At 27.6% G+C, this 18,362-nt stretch carries 17 protein-coding genes; 1 reads left to right on the top strand and 16 read right to left on the bottom strand.

Annotated elements, in window-relative coordinates; genetic code table 11:
* Positions 1–57 precede the first annotated feature (57 nt).
* The 6 genes from B5D14_RS09885 to B5D14_RS09910 all read right to left on the bottom strand — a co-directional run bounded on the left by B5D14_RS09885 (position 58) and on the right by B5D14_RS09910 (position 7,866).
* Positions 58–1,101 (bottom strand): hypothetical protein, encoded by a 1,044-nt coding sequence (locus B5D14_RS09885; protein WP_078712470.1) that lies wholly within the window; start codon positions 1,099–1,101, stop codon positions 58–60.
* A 145-nt stretch (positions 1,102–1,246) separates the two neighbouring features.
* A complete protein-coding gene (locus B5D14_RS09890) occupies positions 1,247–1,777 on the bottom strand; it encodes an HIT family protein (protein ID WP_078712471.1) in 531 nt (176 codons plus the stop codon).
* A gap of 8 nt (positions 1,778–1,785) precedes the next feature.
* Positions 1,786–3,081: a diguanylate cyclase domain-containing protein gene (locus B5D14_RS09895; protein ID WP_078712472.1), complete on the bottom strand. Its 1,296-nt coding sequence runs from the start codon at positions 3,079–3,081 to the stop codon at positions 1,786–1,788.
* A gap of 328 nt (positions 3,082–3,409) precedes the next feature.
* The gene (locus B5D14_RS09900) at positions 3,410–4,816 is read right to left on the bottom strand and encodes a glycosyltransferase family 2 protein (RefSeq protein ID WP_078712473.1); all 1,407 of its coding nucleotides are present in this window, start codon (positions 4,814–4,816) and stop codon (positions 3,410–3,412) included.
* 4 nt (positions 4,817–4,820) lie between these two features.
* Positions 4,821–5,783 carry a hypothetical protein gene (locus tag B5D14_RS09905; RefSeq protein ID WP_078712474.1) on the bottom strand — a complete coding sequence of 321 codons (963 nt, stop codon included), beginning with the start codon at positions 5,781–5,783 and terminating at the stop codon, positions 4,821–4,823.
* Positions 5,776–7,866, bottom strand: coding sequence for a hypothetical protein (locus tag B5D14_RS09910; RefSeq protein WP_078712475.1), 2,091 nt, complete (start codon positions 7,864–7,866; stop codon positions 5,776–5,778). Before B5D14_RS09910 ends, B5D14_RS09905 begins: the two co-directional genes overlap by 8 nt.
* Before the next feature lie 384 nt (positions 7,867–8,250).
* Here B5D14_RS09910 and B5D14_RS09915 point away from each other — a divergent pair, with 384 nt between their 5' ends.
* Positions 8,251–10,470, top strand: coding sequence for an EAL domain-containing protein (locus B5D14_RS09915; RefSeq protein WP_078712476.1), 2,220 nt, complete (start codon positions 8,251–8,253; stop codon positions 10,468–10,470).
* A 279-nt stretch (positions 10,471–10,749) separates the two neighbouring features.
* Here the strand turns inward: B5D14_RS09915 and B5D14_RS09920 are convergent, their stop codons facing one another.
* The 10 genes from B5D14_RS09920 to B5D14_RS09970 form a co-directional block, all read right to left on the bottom strand.
* Positions 10,750–11,151 (bottom strand): DUF5301 domain-containing protein, encoded by a 402-nt coding sequence (locus tag B5D14_RS09920; RefSeq protein WP_078712477.1) that lies wholly within the window; start codon positions 11,149–11,151, stop codon positions 10,750–10,752.
* A gap of 123 nt (positions 11,152–11,274) precedes the next feature.
* Positions 11,275–11,745, bottom strand: coding sequence for a M23 family metallopeptidase (locus B5D14_RS09925; protein ID WP_159443780.1), 471 nt, complete (start codon positions 11,743–11,745; stop codon positions 11,275–11,277).
* Positions 11,746–12,281: 536 nt separating this feature from the next.
* Positions 12,282–12,506, bottom strand: a complete 225-nt coding sequence (locus tag B5D14_RS09935) for a PF20097 family protein (protein WP_078712480.1) — start codon at positions 12,504–12,506, stop codon at positions 12,282–12,284.
* 574 nt (positions 12,507–13,080) lie between these two features.
* Entirely contained in the window at positions 13,081–13,341 is a 261-nt protein-coding gene (locus tag B5D14_RS09940; RefSeq protein ID WP_078712481.1) for a hypothetical protein, read from the bottom strand.
* Positions 13,342–13,744: 403 nt separating this feature from the next.
* On the bottom strand, positions 13,745–14,146 hold the full coding sequence (locus B5D14_RS09945; protein WP_078712482.1) for a hypothetical protein: 402 nt from the start codon (positions 14,144–14,146) through the stop codon (positions 13,745–13,747).
* 284 nt (positions 14,147–14,430) lie between these two features.
* Positions 14,431–14,685: a PF20097 family protein gene (locus tag B5D14_RS12435; protein WP_078712483.1), complete on the bottom strand. Its 255-nt coding sequence runs from the start codon at positions 14,683–14,685 to the stop codon at positions 14,431–14,433.
* Positions 14,686–14,690: 5 nt separating this feature from the next.
* A complete protein-coding gene (locus B5D14_RS09955) occupies positions 14,691–15,551 on the bottom strand; it encodes a hypothetical protein (protein WP_078712484.1) in 861 nt (286 codons plus the stop codon).
* A 481-nt stretch (positions 15,552–16,032) separates the two neighbouring features.
* Complete coding sequence (locus B5D14_RS09960) at positions 16,033–17,151, bottom strand: hypothetical protein (protein ID WP_078712485.1); 1,119 nt, start codon at positions 17,149–17,151, stop codon at positions 16,033–16,035.
* Complete coding sequence (locus B5D14_RS09965; protein ID WP_078712486.1) at positions 17,148–17,873, bottom strand: C39 family peptidase; 726 nt, start codon at positions 17,871–17,873, stop codon at positions 17,148–17,150. The genes B5D14_RS09960 and B5D14_RS09965 overlap by 4 nt, the downstream gene beginning before the upstream one ends.
* 112 nt (positions 17,874–17,985) lie before the next feature.
* The coding region (locus tag B5D14_RS09970; RefSeq protein WP_200804806.1) for an accessory gene regulator B family protein at positions 17,986–18,362 on the bottom strand (377 nt) is incomplete at its 5' end.

Consider the following 18,362-nt stretch of genomic DNA (forward strand, 5'->3'; position numbering starts at 1 on the left):
TCTTAACTTTATCCATTATTGAAAACCCAAATTCATGAATTCTAAAAGATTTAAAACTTATTTTCTACTTAAGAAGGCTATCTCCAAATCAAACCATTGAATAATTTCATCTTGTATATCCAAAACCGATTGATTAAGAGGAATGGTAATACCCCTACATCCTCCATCACAATGTCCTATTTCTCTTTTTCGCCCACAACCATATCCTTTTTCAATTAGCTCTTGTAAAAATGGAGAAAATGTTTTGATTACTTCCTCATATTCGTTCGTCTTTGTTGATTTGACATTAATGTGATAGCCATTATTAAGTGAAGCATTTATCCCCCATACATCTTTTCTTTTATATCCATATTTTATATAAATATGATATCCTTTTGTCTCAACTATACATGACAGTCCTTTACTAATGTATCGATTATGCAATTGCACTACAAAATTTTGAACATCTCTATCTAATGGTTTGATTGTATCTTGCAATATTGAAAATACATCTGCTCCATCCGATTTCAAAACTCTATAATCACAACGCAAAAAGACATCTTGATTAACTAATGTACGATGATCCCTTTCCGCAATCGCCATAATTTTAAGACCCAGTAACATATTCGGATTCTTAGTATATGAAATCTTAATAGAATCAATTGTTGATAAATCAAGTTTTTTATTTAAATCAAGTCCTTCAAATTCAATACCACATAGAATTAAGAACGCTAAACATTCACGTGTTTTTTGAATAGAAATCTTATGATTAAATATTGTATTTTTACAAATAAAACATTGTTTATCATCGCTAAAGACACCTTGATATCCTATGTTAATCAATAGATTACTAACATAATCTAAAAAAGGATAATAAACCGAAAGTGTTGTCCGATTTTCATATTCATGTGCTATTTTCTTACAGTTATCATAAGCTAAACCATGAATCGATAAAACTTCATAGAGATTCGATAAAAAATCTCTAAACGCACCTACGCCTTGATAAATATCGTCCTCTATTAATACATTGGTATATATTGAATTTATTTCATACTTCTCTATTGTTTCTGGTACCATAATTTCATTTAAATAATTTGCTACATCTTGAAGTGTTTTTCTCATAACTCTCCTCTTTACCATCGTTTATCTTCCTAAGTAATCTCTTGTATTTATGAAGATAATATACTAAAAAACCTGACATCCTTTGTCATGTCTAAAATTATTTTATAACAAAAACAACACTCATTTAACATGAGTATTGTTTATCTTACTCCTTATCGGTTGGATGATATTTTACTTTGAATTTGCTTTTTAACTTTTTAACAGTAACCAAAATTTCATATTTGTCTTTCTCTGTTGCATTCAATTGAGCATATTTGCATATCTCTCTTATGTTATTAATTCTTTTGCTATCTTGTTTCATCCATTCTAACTGAGGGAAAATCCAAAAATGTAAATGCGAAGATTGTTCTTCTTGAAGAATCGTTATTTTTTCTACTACATCTAATTCTTTCAAAAATATGATGACATTATTAATCAATTCTATTAATTCGCTTCTATCTTCTTTGTTAAGATTATTAATTGAGTTTACATGAGCTTTTGCATTCACGATGATAAATCCATTAATGGGGATCAATGGATCTTGTTGTATTGTGAATTTTTCATTTTCGAAAATTAATCCTCCTGGAATTTCTATCGCATGATTCGCAATTGCACATCCTATGCAATTAGTTTTAAACTCATTCCCTAGAAAGTCTTTTAAAATATTAGATTTTTCTTCAATTATGTTATTATTCATAGTATTCCTTAACTCTTATCGGTAAAATACAATGAAATTTGGCTTTTACCATTTTGCTTAGCTTGATACATCGCTTGATCAGCTTGATTTATTACTTGATCAATAGAATCATTTTTTGAGAATAATGTTATACCGACACTACAAGTAACTTCAATTTCTTCATTTCCTATATATAATTTAAGTAAAGAAACAATATTCTCTGCTTTTCGCTTTACTTGTTCAATATCATCCACATCCTCAATTAAAACAATAAATTCATCGCCACCAATTCTTCCAATCAACTCATTTTGAAAAACTGATTTTAACTTCTCTGCTGCATTAATCAATATTTTATCACCAAAAATGTGACCATATGTATCGTTTATGTTTTTAAAATAATCTAAATCTATAAACAACAAAGCATTCATTTGATTAGGATGCTCTACTAAACATTGACTTATTCGTTCTTTCATACTTTGTCGGTTAAACAAATTAGTTAAATCATCATGTTGTGCTTTCTCAGTTAAGTGTTGTTTCAATCTTATTTCTTCATCTGAATCTTGTAAAAAAGATACAAGTCTTAAAGAATTAGTAACTTTACTCATATACATCTTCGACTTAATCTCAATCCAACGATAATTCTTTTTATCATTGCACATATATGTAATATGAGTGAACTCTTTAATACCTTTATTGTATTTTTCGATTAATGCATTTAAATCATAAAATGAATTAAACTCATCTACGTACTCACTATGGATATAATCATTTGAAATTAATTTAACCATTCTTGTGAATTCTACACGTTCATAATTTTTTATTAAGTTCTTCCACATATCCCCTTCTGCACGTATCATTTGATTTTTCATTAAATCCGCTTCTAAAATATCTTTAAACATTGTTGTAGAAAGTTCACTCTTTTCTTTCTCTTCTTCCAACTCAATTTGAGCTGTAACATCACGAGCAATACCAAAAATACCAATCACATTGTTATTGTTATCACGAATTAAATGCTTGCTGGTTGAGGAATATTTCTTTCTACCATTCTCATCAGGGATCGGTTCAATATTATTAATAATGGATACTTCACTTTCCATAAGTGCTTTATCGTCTTCTATGTATCGTTTTGCAAGTTCAAAATCGAATAAATCATAATCTGTTTTCCCAATTAATTCATCCGATGTTCTCTTATTAACCATATTGGCAAAAGAGGTTGAACAATTAATATAAATTAAATTAGAATCTTTTATAAATAACAAATCATCTGATGTTTTAAATAAAGTTTCTAATGCTTTTATTAGAAATTCTGTTTTTTCCAAAGTCATGAACTTTCCCCCACAATCTACTTCTATCTAGATTGTACCCATTAGTCTTAGTGATTCCATATTTATAAAAAAACAAATTTAAGCTTTTATAGATTCTAAAGGACTTAAATTGTTCTTTATATACATTCTTTTTTCAATTTATTTACTGGGTTACTCTATTACTTCAAGTTTTATCAAATCAAGTGAATTCTATCTTTATTCTATCATATTCATTTTAAATATATTCATACGAATTACTTTATTTCGACATATTTTCGAAATAAAATAGTACATTTTGACAAAAGATAAGACTTTTTTATATAAATTCCATTAAAAATATGAAATAAAGTTAGTCAGCATTATACTTCTCTCGTTTTATTTTATTCCAACGATTTTTATAATATTTGTAACGAATCATGGCATAAATACGAATATAATTGCACAATTGACGGTAGATAAAGGGTTCAAATAATGATAAGAGTACAATTTTCATTGATGATAGAAAATTAGAACTGCGCTCAGTCATGTATCTTTCTAAGAAAAGTGCAGATAATGTGATATTAAAGCTATAGATAATAATCGATATAAACAGAAATAAATACATTGTTGAGTTAAACAAACCCATAAAGAGGGCTATCAGAATAACAACATAGCCAAAAACTTCTATAACTGCAGAGAACAATTCAAAGAAAGTATAATAGACTATACCCAATAATCCTACACGATCATACTTTGGATTAAATATTGCTTTTCTATGAAAATTAATACTTTGTATTAAACCAATATGCCATCGAATTCGTTGGTTTTTAAAGTCTTTGAATTTATTAGGTACTTGTGTAAAGCAATATGCATCTACTTGATTCTCTATGCGATATTCTCTTTTCTTTTCTATTTGATCTAAGTTTAATCGAATAACAAGTTCCATATCTTCACCAATTGTGTCCGTTCGATATCCACCTACTTCAATCACTCTGTCTTTTCTGAAAAGTCCAAATGCACCTGAAATAATTAAATTACTTCGAAATTGATTCCAAGCAACCCTTGATATCATAAAAACTCGCATATATTCAATAATTTGATATATAACTAAAAAACCTTTAGGAACTTTTTGACTAATGATTTCTCCATTTTCTATAACCAAATTGTTTGAAATTTTAATATTTCCTCCAACAGCAATCGTTCTTTTATCTACTAAAACAGGATAAACTAGTTTTTGTATTGCATCTGGCTTTAATACACAATCTGCATCCATGGCGATAAATAAAGGATACCTACTCAAATTAATCCCCACATTTAGTGCATCGGATTTTCCTCCATTTACTTTATCAACAACAATTAATAGATGACCATTAACTTCTCCTTCATAAATAACCTTAATTTCTTGCGTCTTAATTGATTTCTTAAAGAGTCTTTTTGATTCTTTTAAATCAAAATAACTCAAAACTCTTTCTAATGTATCATCACTTGATCCATCATTAATTAAAATTATTTCAAATTTTTCATATTGTAATTTAGATAAAGACAACACACTATCTACAATAACTTCTCCTTCATTATAAGCAGGCACCAAAATAGAAACTGGAATATATTTTTCCGACATATCATCAATGATGACACCAAACTCTCTATCTTCTTTTTTATGATTTGATAAGTAAATTGATGAAGCAATTATAATAACGCAAAAGAAAATCAAAATTATTAAAGTATAGAATATAATAATATTATTGAAAAATATTACAATTTGTTGAAGATTCATAGGATTAACTCAAACTTTCTAGAATAGAAACAAAAACATATTTTCCATTCTTATTTAATTTATCTACAAGTTGTTCTTCTTTATAATTGTTATCACATTTTTCTAAGTAACGAATCAAATAAACAAAGTAAACATATTCTGTATCAACATATTCTTTTTTACTTGTAAGTCGATCCAATTCATCATAAGAAAACGAAACAAAATTATTTGAACCTAATTGCATAAAATATTGTATCGCAATGATTTTATGATTTAAATTACCTCTTACTAATGATTCACTTTGCCATTCAATTACACTACCTTCAAAATTTTTTAATAATCCTAAATACATTTCATCGCTTGAGATTTCTCTTTGATTAAGTATATAATCAAATAAATTTTTAAATTTATCTAAACATCCAAGCCTTGCATAACCAAGCATAACATAATAACCAAGATACAAATTTTTACTATTCCTAAAATTCTCTTCATTCTTTTCAATGAAAAATAACGAGTTATCATCTCTAATAATACTTAACAATGCCAGTGTATTGTATATACCAAAAGTATTCTCTAGTTTTAAAACTATCTTATACAGATTTATTTCTTTAGCATAATCAATTAATTTTTTTCGTGTTACGTAAGACATATTATTTGTTGGATCCGAATACTTTTTAATCGACTTAACAAATTCCTTAATAAATACGATTTCAAAATATTTATTTTTTATCAAAAGTTCACTCATTTCTTGGTATGAGTTTTGATTACAACTCTCACCCTCAATAATGGCATTTATTAGAGTATTGATACTAGCAACATACTTTTGTCTAGCTACTTGTTCCTTTTTTACTTGTCTTTTCAATTTTAAAGTTTCTAAATACGAATAAATTTGTATACATAATATGATGTATAAACAAAAGATTGTAACGATCACAAATGTTTTAATTAAAAATGGTAAATCATACCAAAATAGGATTATATTACTCATTAGCCCATACTTCCTTTACAATGTAATAAGATTCTTTGAGTCGCTCTGTATAGGATACTGTATCCCAATTTTTTATAGGTACATTTACATAATCAATTTTTCCTTTATACTTTATTCCTAATTCAAAAGATTCAATCTTTTTTGTTTTCATTTGAACTCCATCTACATGCTGTATGTAGTTTTCATAAAAGTCATCTAAGATTAACCCTTTACTTGGATTACTAAAATTTAATAGTTCCCATGCAATTCTTATTTCTAAATGATCTTTATCGAAATTAAAATCATTTAGGCAATTATAGCTATCATCATTCATATCAAGACTTCCATAGGTTAATTTACCTGTTGCATAATAGCTTGGTTCTATTTCTTTGCCACTTTCTGGCAAACGAATTCTATTTCTTAGTCTTAGACGAATTGGATTTAATTCATTTTTGCTGTATATTAAATTTTTTTGTAGTGGTAATTGCACATTTAATTGCTTGCCAAATAGATAGATAAAATTATCATAATATGGATCAACAAATAACTCCCCTATTTCATCATTTATGCTCAAGTAAAAATCCATTGGATATTGTAAATCTTGAGTATCCAATTTTGAAAATCCCGACGTATTTATCGTATCAAAAAACAATTCAAAATTTTTATCATAAAAGTTAGAATCACTTGTTTTCAATACTAATGTTAAATAAGCAGCATTACTATATATTTTCAAATCTATCGTATCATCCATTATTTTTGTTGATAGTAGTTTCTCATTTTTAGGTTCAAAACTCATTAGTCCAAAACTTGTTTCAGATGTTTGTACATCATGCCACATTGCTCTACCTGTTGAATCAGTTAACTCCATTGTGTTCCATGTGCGTTTAAACCACTCGTCTTGCCATGAGAAAATAATTGCTCCACTCATTTCTGCATCTTTAATATCTTGGGTTAAAGATAAAATAGCTTTTCCTTGATCTTTCTCGCTTATACCACCTTGATTAAATTTTCGAGATAAATCATTGTGCGTTATTCCTCTAGATGTTGGTACTCCAAATTCTGAAATAATGACAGGTATTGTATGGTGATTCCTTAATCGTTTTAAATAATCTTGGTATGGATTTGTTTTTGCTTCATTAAGGAATGTAGATTGATCTTCAAAATTCAAGAAATCAGGATAATATGGATAAACATGATAAGATGCAATCATTCCACACAAGTAATTATTTGTCTTATAAATATGCTCAACATCAAATCCCATCATTTTATTCATATCCTCTGGTTCATTTGGATGTTCTAAAGGATCACTCGTTGGCCAATTTGCAAACCCAATAATTGTTTGCCTACTATAATTTTTTGTTTCATAGTCAATTGCATAGTCACCATTATTTGCTAAGAAGACTTCAAAAGGTGTTGCATTTTCAGTATATAAATACTTTCCTTCATATTTTTTCTTTTCACTGTTGTTTGAATTTGTTATTTCAATTGTATCACCAGAAAACTCAATACCCAAAATATACATGCATGTATATTTACTTACGTCTGATTTGTATTCTCCATAAGCATGTCCACTTCTTTTATCTATTGTCGCATTACCATGCACCGCATTGATTACATTCTCTATTTCTAATGTGAAATCATTTGCAATTTTAGGATGATAAACATCATTGTACTCATTGATGTAATCTTCATTTAGATAAGCTCCTTGTATTAAATATAGTGGTGAAACAAACATATTAAAATCATATAATGCGTCATAAAAGTCAGGAGACTGTAATGTGTAGACACGAATATAATCTGCACCCATATCCTTGATATTCTTAAACCATTGTAAATATTCAGTTTTACTTATCGCAACTTCTCCTGGAAATTCATTTGGCTTTCCCAACCCAATATTTACCCCTTTAATAAATATCTCCTCTAACTCTTTATTATTGTTTACTTGATATATTTTGTTACCATTCACAATGGCCATTGTACTAATGTTTTTACCCTCTACCTTTTTAACAACATAATTCTCATTAACATAGTTATTTAAGTAAAAACTACTTCCACTTACAACAGCAATAAATAGAACGATGCAAAATATAATATAACGCTTCATATATTCCCCTTAACCGATAATTATCTTTAAATTCATTATATACTACTTATTTACTTGATAGCGAAGATACTATTTAAATTTTTTTTCAAATTATTCGCCTATTCTTTAAAACTAAATATTAGTCATTAACTCATTTTGTATTCATGCAAATGAAACGTATATATTTTGAAATATCATGTCATATTGTTTACAACTATACCTCTACAATTAAACGATTTACATACCAAAGTTTTCAGATATATAATTGTCTAAACTATGATTTCATCTCATTGTTGTATCAATTTCTTTGTGTTAGAATGTAGGTAATATCTATCAAGTATCACATCAAATGATTTATTTCTTCTACTAACTAATAATCAGTTATATATATACAGGAGATATCAAATGCAAGGATTACGGAAGATTTACATTATTTTAATGAATATTTTTTTATTAACAGTTGGATGGCTTTCACCGATTCAAGTTTTTGCAGAAGATGAAATTGAATTTACTACTGAGGAAAAAGCATACATAGACTATACTAAAGAAAATCCTATTTTAACTGGTATTATCCCTCATGCTTATCCTCTTTCAGCTTGTCCTTATGAAGTAGGTTCTTTTAAAGGTACAAACATCGAAATGTTAAATCTTATTTCAGAAATGTCTGGTTTGAGTTTTGAATTTACCTGTGTACCCACTGAAGAGAAAACACCTTATGAAGCTTTAATAGATAATGAATTTCAACTTGTTGCAGGAACGATACGTTTGGATGTTTTTGAAAAAGACCAAAACTTGATTCTATCAGATCGTTTTTGTGATGGTTCTGCAACTTGCATTGCAAAAAAAGATACCAATCCTTCTATCGTTAAAACTGGTAAGATTGCGGTCATGCAAGGTTATCAAGCTGGTTATGAATTTTCAAAAACGCAATTTCCTAATCACGAAATCGTTTTATATTTAAACAATTATGATGTTATCAATGCAGTAAATCGCGGAGAAGCTGATTTAGCAATGATTAGTCGTTATGTTGGTATTTATGAACTTCAAAGTCCTTTCTATGAAAATCTCACTGTACTTGCACCTTATCAACGTGTAGTCGATAGTGTTATTATGGGAATCAATACTCCAAATAATGAAATTGCAATTTCCATTATTAATAAGACAATTGCCGCTATTGGCGAAGATGAATACAACAACATTCAAATGACTTATATTATCCATAATCCATATAAATACTCATTCTTTGAAACTATCTTCAAATATCGTTTCTTCATTTTAGCAGGTACCGCATCTTTTATCGTTCTATTTTTACTATTAGCTCGATTATTTAGTGCACAAAAAGAAAAAGCATTGTTATCTAAAGATAATTTAACTGGTGCATATACTGATTCTGGTTTTGAATTACAAGTTACCAAGATTCTTGCTCGTTCAAATAAACAATACTTCATCACTGTTTTTGATATATCTCATTTTAGTAGCTACAATGACTTATATGGAAAGGAACAAGGAGATGCATTATTAAAAAAGATTGTACAAATAGTAACTACATTTCTTTGTGACCAAGATGCAATATGCCGATCTTATGCAGATAACTTTAGAGTTATCTCTTATAAGGATGATATTTCCGAATTATTAGCCGATATTAAACGCGCTAACAACATGTTTAACCAATTAATTGATTCTAGTATGCGTTTTAGTTTTGGTATTTACCCAATAGAAGATCGTAGTATTCCTATTTCCAAAATGTTTGATTATGCAACAATTGCCAAAAAGATTGCGAAACATGACGCTAACTCGTTTATTCATGTTTTTGATAAAAACTTACATGATTTGCATCAATACGAAAGTAAAATTCTTTCACGTTTTGATCAAGCTTTAGCACAAAATGAATTCGTGGTTTATTATCAACCTAAAGTAGATGTAGATAGTAATGAAATAATTGGTGCTGAAGCATTAGTGCGATGGATCAATAATGAAGGTGTACTTGTTCCCCCTACCCAATTTATTGAATTATTTGAGAAGAATGGCCAAATTCAAAAGCTTGATTTCTATGTATTAGAACAAGTTTGCAAGTTTCAACAAATGCGAATAAAACAAGGTAAGCAATTATTCACAATCTCTTCTAATTTCTCAAGAGTACATTTGTTTAGCAATGATTTTGTCCAAAGATTAAATACGCTAGTTGAACAATATGGTATTCCAAAAAGTTGTATTGAGATAGAATGTACAGAAACTGCCATGGCGTATGATTCTGAAATATCCATTGCTATTCTCGGTCAACTCCAACACGAAGGATATTCAGTAGCTATGGATGACTTTGGACAAGCCTATTCATCATTAAATACATTGCGTTCAATGCCTTTAAATGTCGTTAAGTTAGATCGTGGTTTCTTACTTGCTACATTGGATGATGAAAAAGAAAAAGCAAATACTATTATTCGAAATATAGTATCACTTATTCATGATTTAAATTTAAAGATTGTAGCTGAGGGTGTTGAAAACTTAGAACAAGTAGTCTTCTTGAAAAGCGTAAATTGTGATTATATTCAAGGATATTACTACTCCATGCCATTAAGTGAATCAGCATTTATTGATTTACTAAGCAAGGGAATTTTCATTCGATGAAATAGAAGTTATATTTTCATGCAAGAGAATCACTAAATACAATAAAAAAACTAACGTAGCATTATTGCATTCGTTAGTTTTTATTTACGCTTTTATTTAAACATATAAAATAATGAAACTAGTATCATAATAACCAGTAATGCACCAATTTTATAAACACGATAAATTGATAGTTTCTTCATTTTCCAAAGTATAATACTAACAACAAGTATCACCAAACAAAATAAGAATTGAGTTATCCACTGTTTTATCTCCTTCTAGATAAGAAAATTATTATGCTTATGATAATAGATCCTTTACTTCTTCATCAATTTTATAAACACCATTGTATGGTAATTCAACAAAGAGTTGCGAGTTTCTTTCATAGATATAATATGTATAAAGTTGGTTTGTTGTTTTCAACTCTATACAATAATACGGTTTTTTGTTAGGAATCTCATTAAAACTTTGTGTGCGTGTTGGTTTTGAACTCTTAATATAATTCATTACTTCTTCTATTGAAACATCAATATCCATTTGATCATTTTCATCATAATAAACTATCTTTGATTCATTTATTTCTTGCAACTTTGGATAATCAATTGGCATTACATATGGAAACATATTTATATAGATGAAATACGAACCCAATATAAACCCAACAATCACAACTAAAAATACAACAATGTATTTTTTCTTCATAATTTTTCTCCATATTCTTACTATTAATTTAGTAATATTAATTTGTCACCTATATTTTTAGAAATATGTAATATTTTCTTTAAAGCAATCAGAAATTAAATATAACTTATACTGGTTTATAAGTTACTCAAACTTATTCATAACAATTTGATTTCTTGTTATGTATTTTAATGGTTGATTCAACTCAAAATTTATTACTCTTTCAAATTTAATTGGAAGTCCAGTAGAAAAATAAAAACTTGGCCCTTTTTGTACTTGAAAATGAATATGAGGTTCGCTTGTATTTCCACTATTACCGCAATTTGCCAAATAATCCCCTCTTTTCACTTTATCGCCAACTCTTACATTAAAACTATCTTTTAAAATATGACCAATCAAGCTATATTCATTATTCGAATGTCGTATTTTAATGAAATTTCCTCTTACATCTGATGCTGCGCAATTTGGTTGTCCATCATGATCAATTTGGGTATCCTCATATTTGTTCTTGATTTCTACAACTTCTCCATCAAGAGGAGCGATGATTTCTTTACCATAGCAATAATAGTTACTTAAATTTTCTCGAACTCCACTATATGTTTTACTATCTTTCACGATATAAAAATCATAAGCATATCTTTGATTACAAACCGCCCATGAATGGGAATCCTCTTTATTAATCCCTCCATTGGCTACTGTCCATTCACCATTGAAAGGAGCGTATATGTGTTATCTGAATCATAGTTTTCATAACTTGGAAAATTAGATCTATATTTTATGTTAATTACTAGAATACCTATAGCCATAAGTTCATTTTGCAAAACAAGCTTCAAGTTTCTCACTTCTTCAATTTCTTTTTTAGATGTAAATATCAAAATAATTTTAATAGAAATACTAATCAGAGCAAATAAAAACAGAAGATAAAAGTACTTGAAAAATTCAATATTAAGAAAACTACCAAGAATACCTAACAAACCAAACCAATAAAACCTATCTAATATTTTAAGAAAACTATTCATCAACTGTCTACACTCCTCTACATTATTCAAATCGTTGTGATTTAAAGTCATTGTATCATTTTTAATTATCTATACCAAGAATAAATCTAGTTTTTTGAAATTGATACAAACGTCGTAATCTAGCTGCATAAATTAGACCAATAAATTATCTTGATCAATAATAAACTTTCTACATTGCTCACAATAAAATACTTTCACACTTTGATTTTGTAAAGCAGATGTTAGTTTGATACCTTTTACAATTGGTGTAAAGTTAAGTAAACCTCTATCTTTATCTAAAGCTACCCATTTTAATGCATATCTATCTTGTGTAATACTTCCTTCAATCATATCTTTTGAACAAAATGGACATTTCATCTAATAATTCCTTCTTTATACCTATAATATATCTACATATATAATAAACCAATCTTTTTTTGTATGTTAATGCTATAACTCATGCCATTATTATCAAAATTCATGGCTATGAAATAATTATCATTTATTGTGAATATAAAACTAGTACCTATGTTCAATTACCTCGTTTGAGATTTCTAATTTATACATACATTATATCATGACATTTATCGAATCTATAGCAGCACTTTTGAATTATGGATATCATAAGATTAGCAAGCAGAAACATATTTAAATTATTTATAACAAAAGAAGTCCCTAAATAAGGGACTTAATTTCAATGATGTTCTCAATTAGAATTATTTAAAACAAACATAAATTATTGAGTAGTTCATTAACCATCATTAAATGCATCTAATTCAATCATTCTGTTCAGTATAGTTAGATTCATATTAACGAAATATTCTATAATTTAATTCTCTATTTGCTATTAATAACTTTTAATATTATTATTTATTTCGTATTATATCCATTAAGTCAACATTGTATTTTTTTATTTAATAATTTTGTAGTTCTGAGCATTTTAAGATTAAATTTATATAATTATCAATTCAATCAAAAACGAGATTGCTACTAATCCAATCACTAAACTGGATATTTTCTCTTCGCTTCGATATAACTTAATTGTATATATAACACAAATAATAAATGCTGAACCATAGAATAAATATTGATAAGCATTGGAACTGATAACATTAATTAAATACAACAATCCACCAAACAAATTAATTAATGTGAAAATAGTAAAATATTTATTTTCTTTTATAAACTTAGCTACTTTATTTATCAAAGACATAAGAGCACCTCGTAACTTGCTTTTGCTGGACTTATCAAAGTTCCTACCTTATTCACTGTTATTAATGAAACAACTACATATTTAAGCATATTTGCTATCCATTTCCAATAGCAATCAAATTCTTTCTTTGTCAACGAACCTGAACGGATACAGATTTATTGTTAGCGTAACTATAGAAATCACAAATTATTAAATGCAAAACATTTTTCATGTAGCTTATATTCCTTATTCTTTATATTTCCCATAAATTCTTTGATTAATCGAAATGAAGAATGTCTCCAACATTCGGAATCATTCTACCATTCGACTAAAACTTGCTACTGTTGGTACATATTTTATTTTGAACTATTATAATATCTTTATCAGATACTTAATTTTTAGATTATTATCCTGAATTATTAATCTACTCAATGTTTGCATAAACAGAATTATTAGATAATTTTTCATATTCATATTTATCCATTTCTGAAAATACTTGGCAACTATCAGCTTTAATTTCTAAATAGTAGACTGAATTATCATTTAATTTTATTTTGTATAAATTACTGCTAATTTTATTTAACTTACTCTTGATAATTATTTCAAATTGGTTATAAATATCACATTTCAGTCCATCATCATAATAAATAACAAGCTCTTGATAGAATTCTGATTGATCAATAAACTGATTTGAATATGTTCCTAATGGGTTATAACCATTAATTGCTTTATGATATTCTCTAGTAATATATATGCTATAAGAAGTCAATAACAACAATAATATTACGCATATATAGCAAATTGCCTTTCTATACTTTTTAAGCATATGCGGTGCTTTGATATAATGCCTTAGCTACATTTCTAGAATATATTTTCTTATAACCAAAACTATCTATATAAGTTATATAAATTAACACGTTAGAAATACAAAATTCATATAATAAATACTTAAAAATCTTCTTCATATTTTCTCCTTAATCTTCTTTTAATCTTGTTATTAAATACCTCAATACGGAGTGATTTGCATATAGCACTAATAATTTCTATACATACAATTTCATTGCAATTTATTTTAATTGAAAAGTAAATATTCTAGTATTAATGAGATAATTACTTATCGTCACATTGTACAATAATGCAGTTACAGTTTTTGCAATAATAAGCCTTTTTTTGAATAACTGAAAATAAACTGTCACTTGTTATAAATCTGACTCCCTTTGATTTTTGTCTTTCTTTAAATGGATTAGTAAAGAGAAAAGGAATAGCTAATTTTTTTGGAAACCAACGTATTCTATGACAATTATTAGCAAATATATTTCCTTCCTCTAATACTCCTCCACATTTTTTGCAAACTGATTCACACATAGTAATTATCCATAAAAGTCAAAATATGTACTTCCTGAACTTCCTAAACTTCTAACTTTGGAAATAATCCAATTTGTATCACTGTAATGAGGTTTCTCTTGATACTTGTCATAATTAGTTCCACTACTATTTGGAATTGTATCTTTATGATATGGAATAGATGGACCATCTTGAGTTTTCTTTTGATAACATGTTACATAGTACCAATATTCTACTCTTCCAATATGAACACTTGGATACCATACACCTGTCTTTAAATAATAGTTCCCAATTTTTCTTCTATATTTGACAGCAGCTCTAGTTTCAGTTTGAATTGGTAGCTTTGAATCAATTGTCCACCCAACAACTGCTGCAACCGATGAAATCAAATCGCTTAATCCAATATTTATTCTAGGAACTAAGCTAATCAAAATAGCTCCTGCTGCTGCAAAATTTGATACTGTTCTTGAATCAACGTTTACAGGAACAGCTCCATTTGACCATTGTTCATATGATGTTATTTTAATATCTCCTGTTACTGATCTTAGTTTAGTATTATTCTTAAAATATTCAACTGTTTCAACTTGTTCTGTTGAAGAAAATTCTTCAACTTCAAAAATATAAACAATTTTTTCATCATCTTCCGTGATTTCAATTACATCTTGTGTATATATTTCTTGAAGATAATTTTTAGTTTCATTTTTCCAATTTTCCATTAGTGGAAAAGCAGATCTTCCAAAAGTTGAAGGCATTGGTTTTTCATGTGTTTCATATTTTTCTATTGTTTCTTTAAAATCTGAATTGTTATATTTCTCCTCAGCATTTGTTGCTGTTACATTACTAAGCAATATAACTAGCATTAGGCAAATATTTATAAACTTTTTCATATTAATTCTCCCTTATTTTTTCTTAATTTATTTTGGTTTAAATGCTCTACATTTCGACTTTTCTTTTTCCCTAGGTAACCATCTATTATAATTATTCACGTAATTTTTCAAATAACTCCCATATTTTTCCCTCTTACCTTCATGATTTTCAAAAATCTTTATTTTAATCATTAGTAACATCTATCTTCAAGATAAAGAAAAAGACAACAGATTTCAATATCCGTTGTCTATCACGTAGTTTCATTGTCTATCTCGTATAGTTTTTTTTAGAAAAATAGAAACATTACGTTCTTATGAATCAATATCGCATCTAGATTTTGAAGACGATATGTAGAAAAGTCTTTTTACTATGGATATTGTAATTTTTGAATTAAAGTCTGGAAAATAAAATCATATCAAATTTGTTTTAAGCATGAAAAAAGCCCCTTAATTTAAAGGAGCTGAATTTATAATGATGCTGCTTTATCTAAAACATACTATTTTACTTTTTAATATTGATTCTATTTATGCCATTGTCAGTAAATACAAGTGTGTCATTCTCATTTACAACTCTAAAATATATTGGATTTACTATTCTTTCTACCTTTTTCACTATCAATTCAGATTTATCATCGCTTAAATATAAGAAATACAAACCTTTTTCATTAATAATATATGTTCCATACTTTGTTATAGCAAAATCTGAGATACTTATCTTTTCAATGTCCTTTACCTTTTCAAGATTGGAATTCAATAAATAATAATTTTCTTTGTTATCAACAAATTCATTGCATATAAGATATCCATTCACTGGTATAGAATAGTTAATGATTCCTTGATTATTTAATGAATACTTTACGACTTTTCCATCTTTATATATATTCATAAATCTTGTATTGTTTATTTCTGTAAAAAACAATATGCTTTCTTCATTTAAAATTAAAGTCGTTCCATATAGTATTTCTGCATCATTGCTTAATTGATTATTAACTACTTTGGATTCATTTGAATAAAGTATTTCAAGACCATTCTCATTAATTTCACCAAAATATATATAATAACTATCAATTTTACCATTGTTTTCATAATTACTTATTCCTGATATAAATAATTTATCTTCTTTAATCATAAATATTGGTAAATTATAAATACCATAGCAATTACCTGAGAATAATTCTTTTGTCATATTTGAGTTAGAATAATTAATAGTATATTTTATTAAACTATTATCACCTTCTAATTCATCATAAGCAAGTTCAATATAAATAAATTCATTTTCTGATATTTCCACAAAACTCCAAATACGGTTATTCACATCTACTTTTTTTATCCCTTGAATTTGTTTTATGTCATTTGATTCTAAATTCATCAAATAAAGTTCTTCCGATGAATAATAGTTTTCATGCTCAACTAGCTCAATAATAGGAAGTGAATTATTATAAATCTCTCTAAATTCATATTTATTGCTTTTAGCACTTTCAATTGAAGGAGCACGAAATTCTATTACTTCAAAATTTAATTTTTCATTAGCAGTAGATGTAATAGCTATTTCATTTTTTTTCTTGCTACAGCCTGATACAAAAGTTAAAGCAACTAAAAGATATAAAACTAATTTTCTCATCTTCCATACATTGAATACAAACCGGCTTTTTTGTTTACTGCAGATAACATAGTAGAGTATTGAACCGTTTTGCTTCCAAATGAGCTCGGATTATTAGCAGTTCTAAAAGGATCAAAATATGTTACTGTTTCAGAACTACTCCCTGTTGACCATCCAAAACTATAGCCTGTTCCTACAATATAGTGACCAGAAGAGGTGTATCCTGCATATCCAGGTAAAGTTTCTGGTTGAACATTAAGTATTACTGGATAATTACTATCAATGCTATATGAAATTCCTTTGCTTAGAGCGATTTGCCCTGTACTTACTTTTACATAAGAATTTCCGCCTAAGTTTTCAGATTTATTTAAATATGTAACCATTCTGTCTTGATTTGTACCAGATGTTGTTGTACCCATAGAAGATGCAATACTTGATTGTGAAGGTTTGATACCTCTTTTATAATTCATTATTATTTGAACACTTGCTGGTCCACAATAATATTTTGTTTCTTGTTCAAAACCATTAACACTTAAATTTCTAGATGACCCTGATCTAGTACTAGGCTTATTGTACACTTTTGATTGAAGTTCTGATCTTGCCTCTACCTGTTCTTGAGAATAGTAATAATCTTTGTCAAATGATCCATCATCACCTTGTGGACCCTCATACGCACGAACATTTGTAATTAAAACTAAAAATGAGCCTAATACTGCAACAAAATACTTAATATTTTTTTTCATTCGTAATTTTCTCCTTTATTTTTTCTTTATTTGTCTTGGTTCATATGCTCTATACTTTGATTTCTCTTCTGCACACTTGTAACCTTCTTTTACAATGATTTGTGCAATCTTTTTAACAATTTTCATGATTTATCCCCCTTTCCTTTACAATATTCATTAGAACTACTTGAAGCATCACAAGTGTTAGTAGTCCTAAATATTGGCTCTTTTTATACAATGCAATCAATACCAGCAATATAATCAATATGATTTTTAACTTATTCGTTTGCTTATCTTGAAATTTAAATTCAAACTGATCAACTGAATATATTGCCCCTTTAATCCATAAGTATAAAAATGATATTAACAATAACGGAATAAGAAAGTTGATAGATAGTAATTTGTTCAATGCTAATCCACTAAAATAGAGAAAATATGATATTAAGTTACATCTGAATATAGTTTTAGCGTGATATCCACCTGAGTATTTGCGAATCGCAACAAAGCAAA

The organism is Anaerorhabdus furcosa, assembly GCF_900167375.1.
Taxonomy (GTDB): domain Bacteria; phylum Bacillota_I; class Bacilli_A; order Erysipelotrichales; family Erysipelotrichaceae; genus Anaerorhabdus; species Anaerorhabdus furcosa.

Bases quoted from the DNA above. Each gene is read 5' to 3' on its own strand.
- B5D14_RS09885 (WP_078712470.1), bottom strand. From the start codon at position 1,101: ATGAGAAAAACACTTCAAGATGTAGCAAATTATTTAAATGAAATTATG.
- B5D14_RS09890 (WP_078712471.1), bottom strand. From the start codon at position 1,777: ATGAATAATAACATAATTGAAGAAAAATCTAATATTTTAAAAGACTTT.
- B5D14_RS09895 (WP_078712472.1), bottom strand. From the start codon at position 3,081: ATGACTTTGGAAAAAACAGAATTTCTAATAAAAGCATTAGAAACTTTA.
- B5D14_RS09900 (WP_078712473.1), bottom strand. From the start codon at position 4,816: ATGAATCTTCAACAAATTGTAATATTTTTCAATAATATTATTATATTC.
- B5D14_RS09905 (WP_078712474.1), bottom strand. From the start codon at position 5,783: ATGAGTAATATAATCCTATTTTGGTATGATTTACCATTTTTAATTAAA.
- B5D14_RS09910 (WP_078712475.1), bottom strand. From the start codon at position 7,866: ATGAAGCGTTATATTATATTTTGCATCGTTCTATTTATTGCTGTTGTA.
- B5D14_RS09915 (WP_078712476.1), top strand. From the start codon at position 8,251: ATGCAAGGATTACGGAAGATTTACATTATTTTAATGAATATTTTTTTA.
- B5D14_RS09920 (WP_078712477.1), bottom strand. From the start codon at position 11,151: ATGAAGAAAAAATACATTGTTGTATTTTTAGTTGTGATTGTTGGGTTT.
- B5D14_RS09935 (WP_078712480.1), bottom strand. From the start codon at position 12,506: ATGAAATGTCCATTTTGTTCAAAAGATATGATTGAAGGAAGTATTACA.
- B5D14_RS09940 (WP_078712481.1), bottom strand. From the start codon at position 13,341: ATGTCTTTGATAAATAAAGTAGCTAAGTTTATAAAAGAAAATAAATAT.
- B5D14_RS09945 (WP_078712482.1), bottom strand. From the start codon at position 14,146: ATGCTTAAAAAGTATAGAAAGGCAATTTGCTATATATGCGTAATATTA.
- B5D14_RS12435 (WP_078712483.1), bottom strand. From the start codon at position 14,685: ATGTGTGAATCAGTTTGCAAAAAATGTGGAGGAGTATTAGAGGAAGGA.
- B5D14_RS09955 (WP_078712484.1), bottom strand. From the start codon at position 15,551: ATGAAAAAGTTTATAAATATTTGCCTAATGCTAGTTATATTGCTTAGT.
- B5D14_RS09960 (WP_078712485.1), bottom strand. From the start codon at position 17,151: ATGAGAAAATTAGTTTTATATCTTTTAGTTGCTTTAACTTTTGTATCA.
- B5D14_RS09965 (WP_078712486.1), bottom strand. From the start codon at position 17,873: ATGAAAAAAAATATTAAGTATTTTGTTGCAGTATTAGGCTCATTTTTA.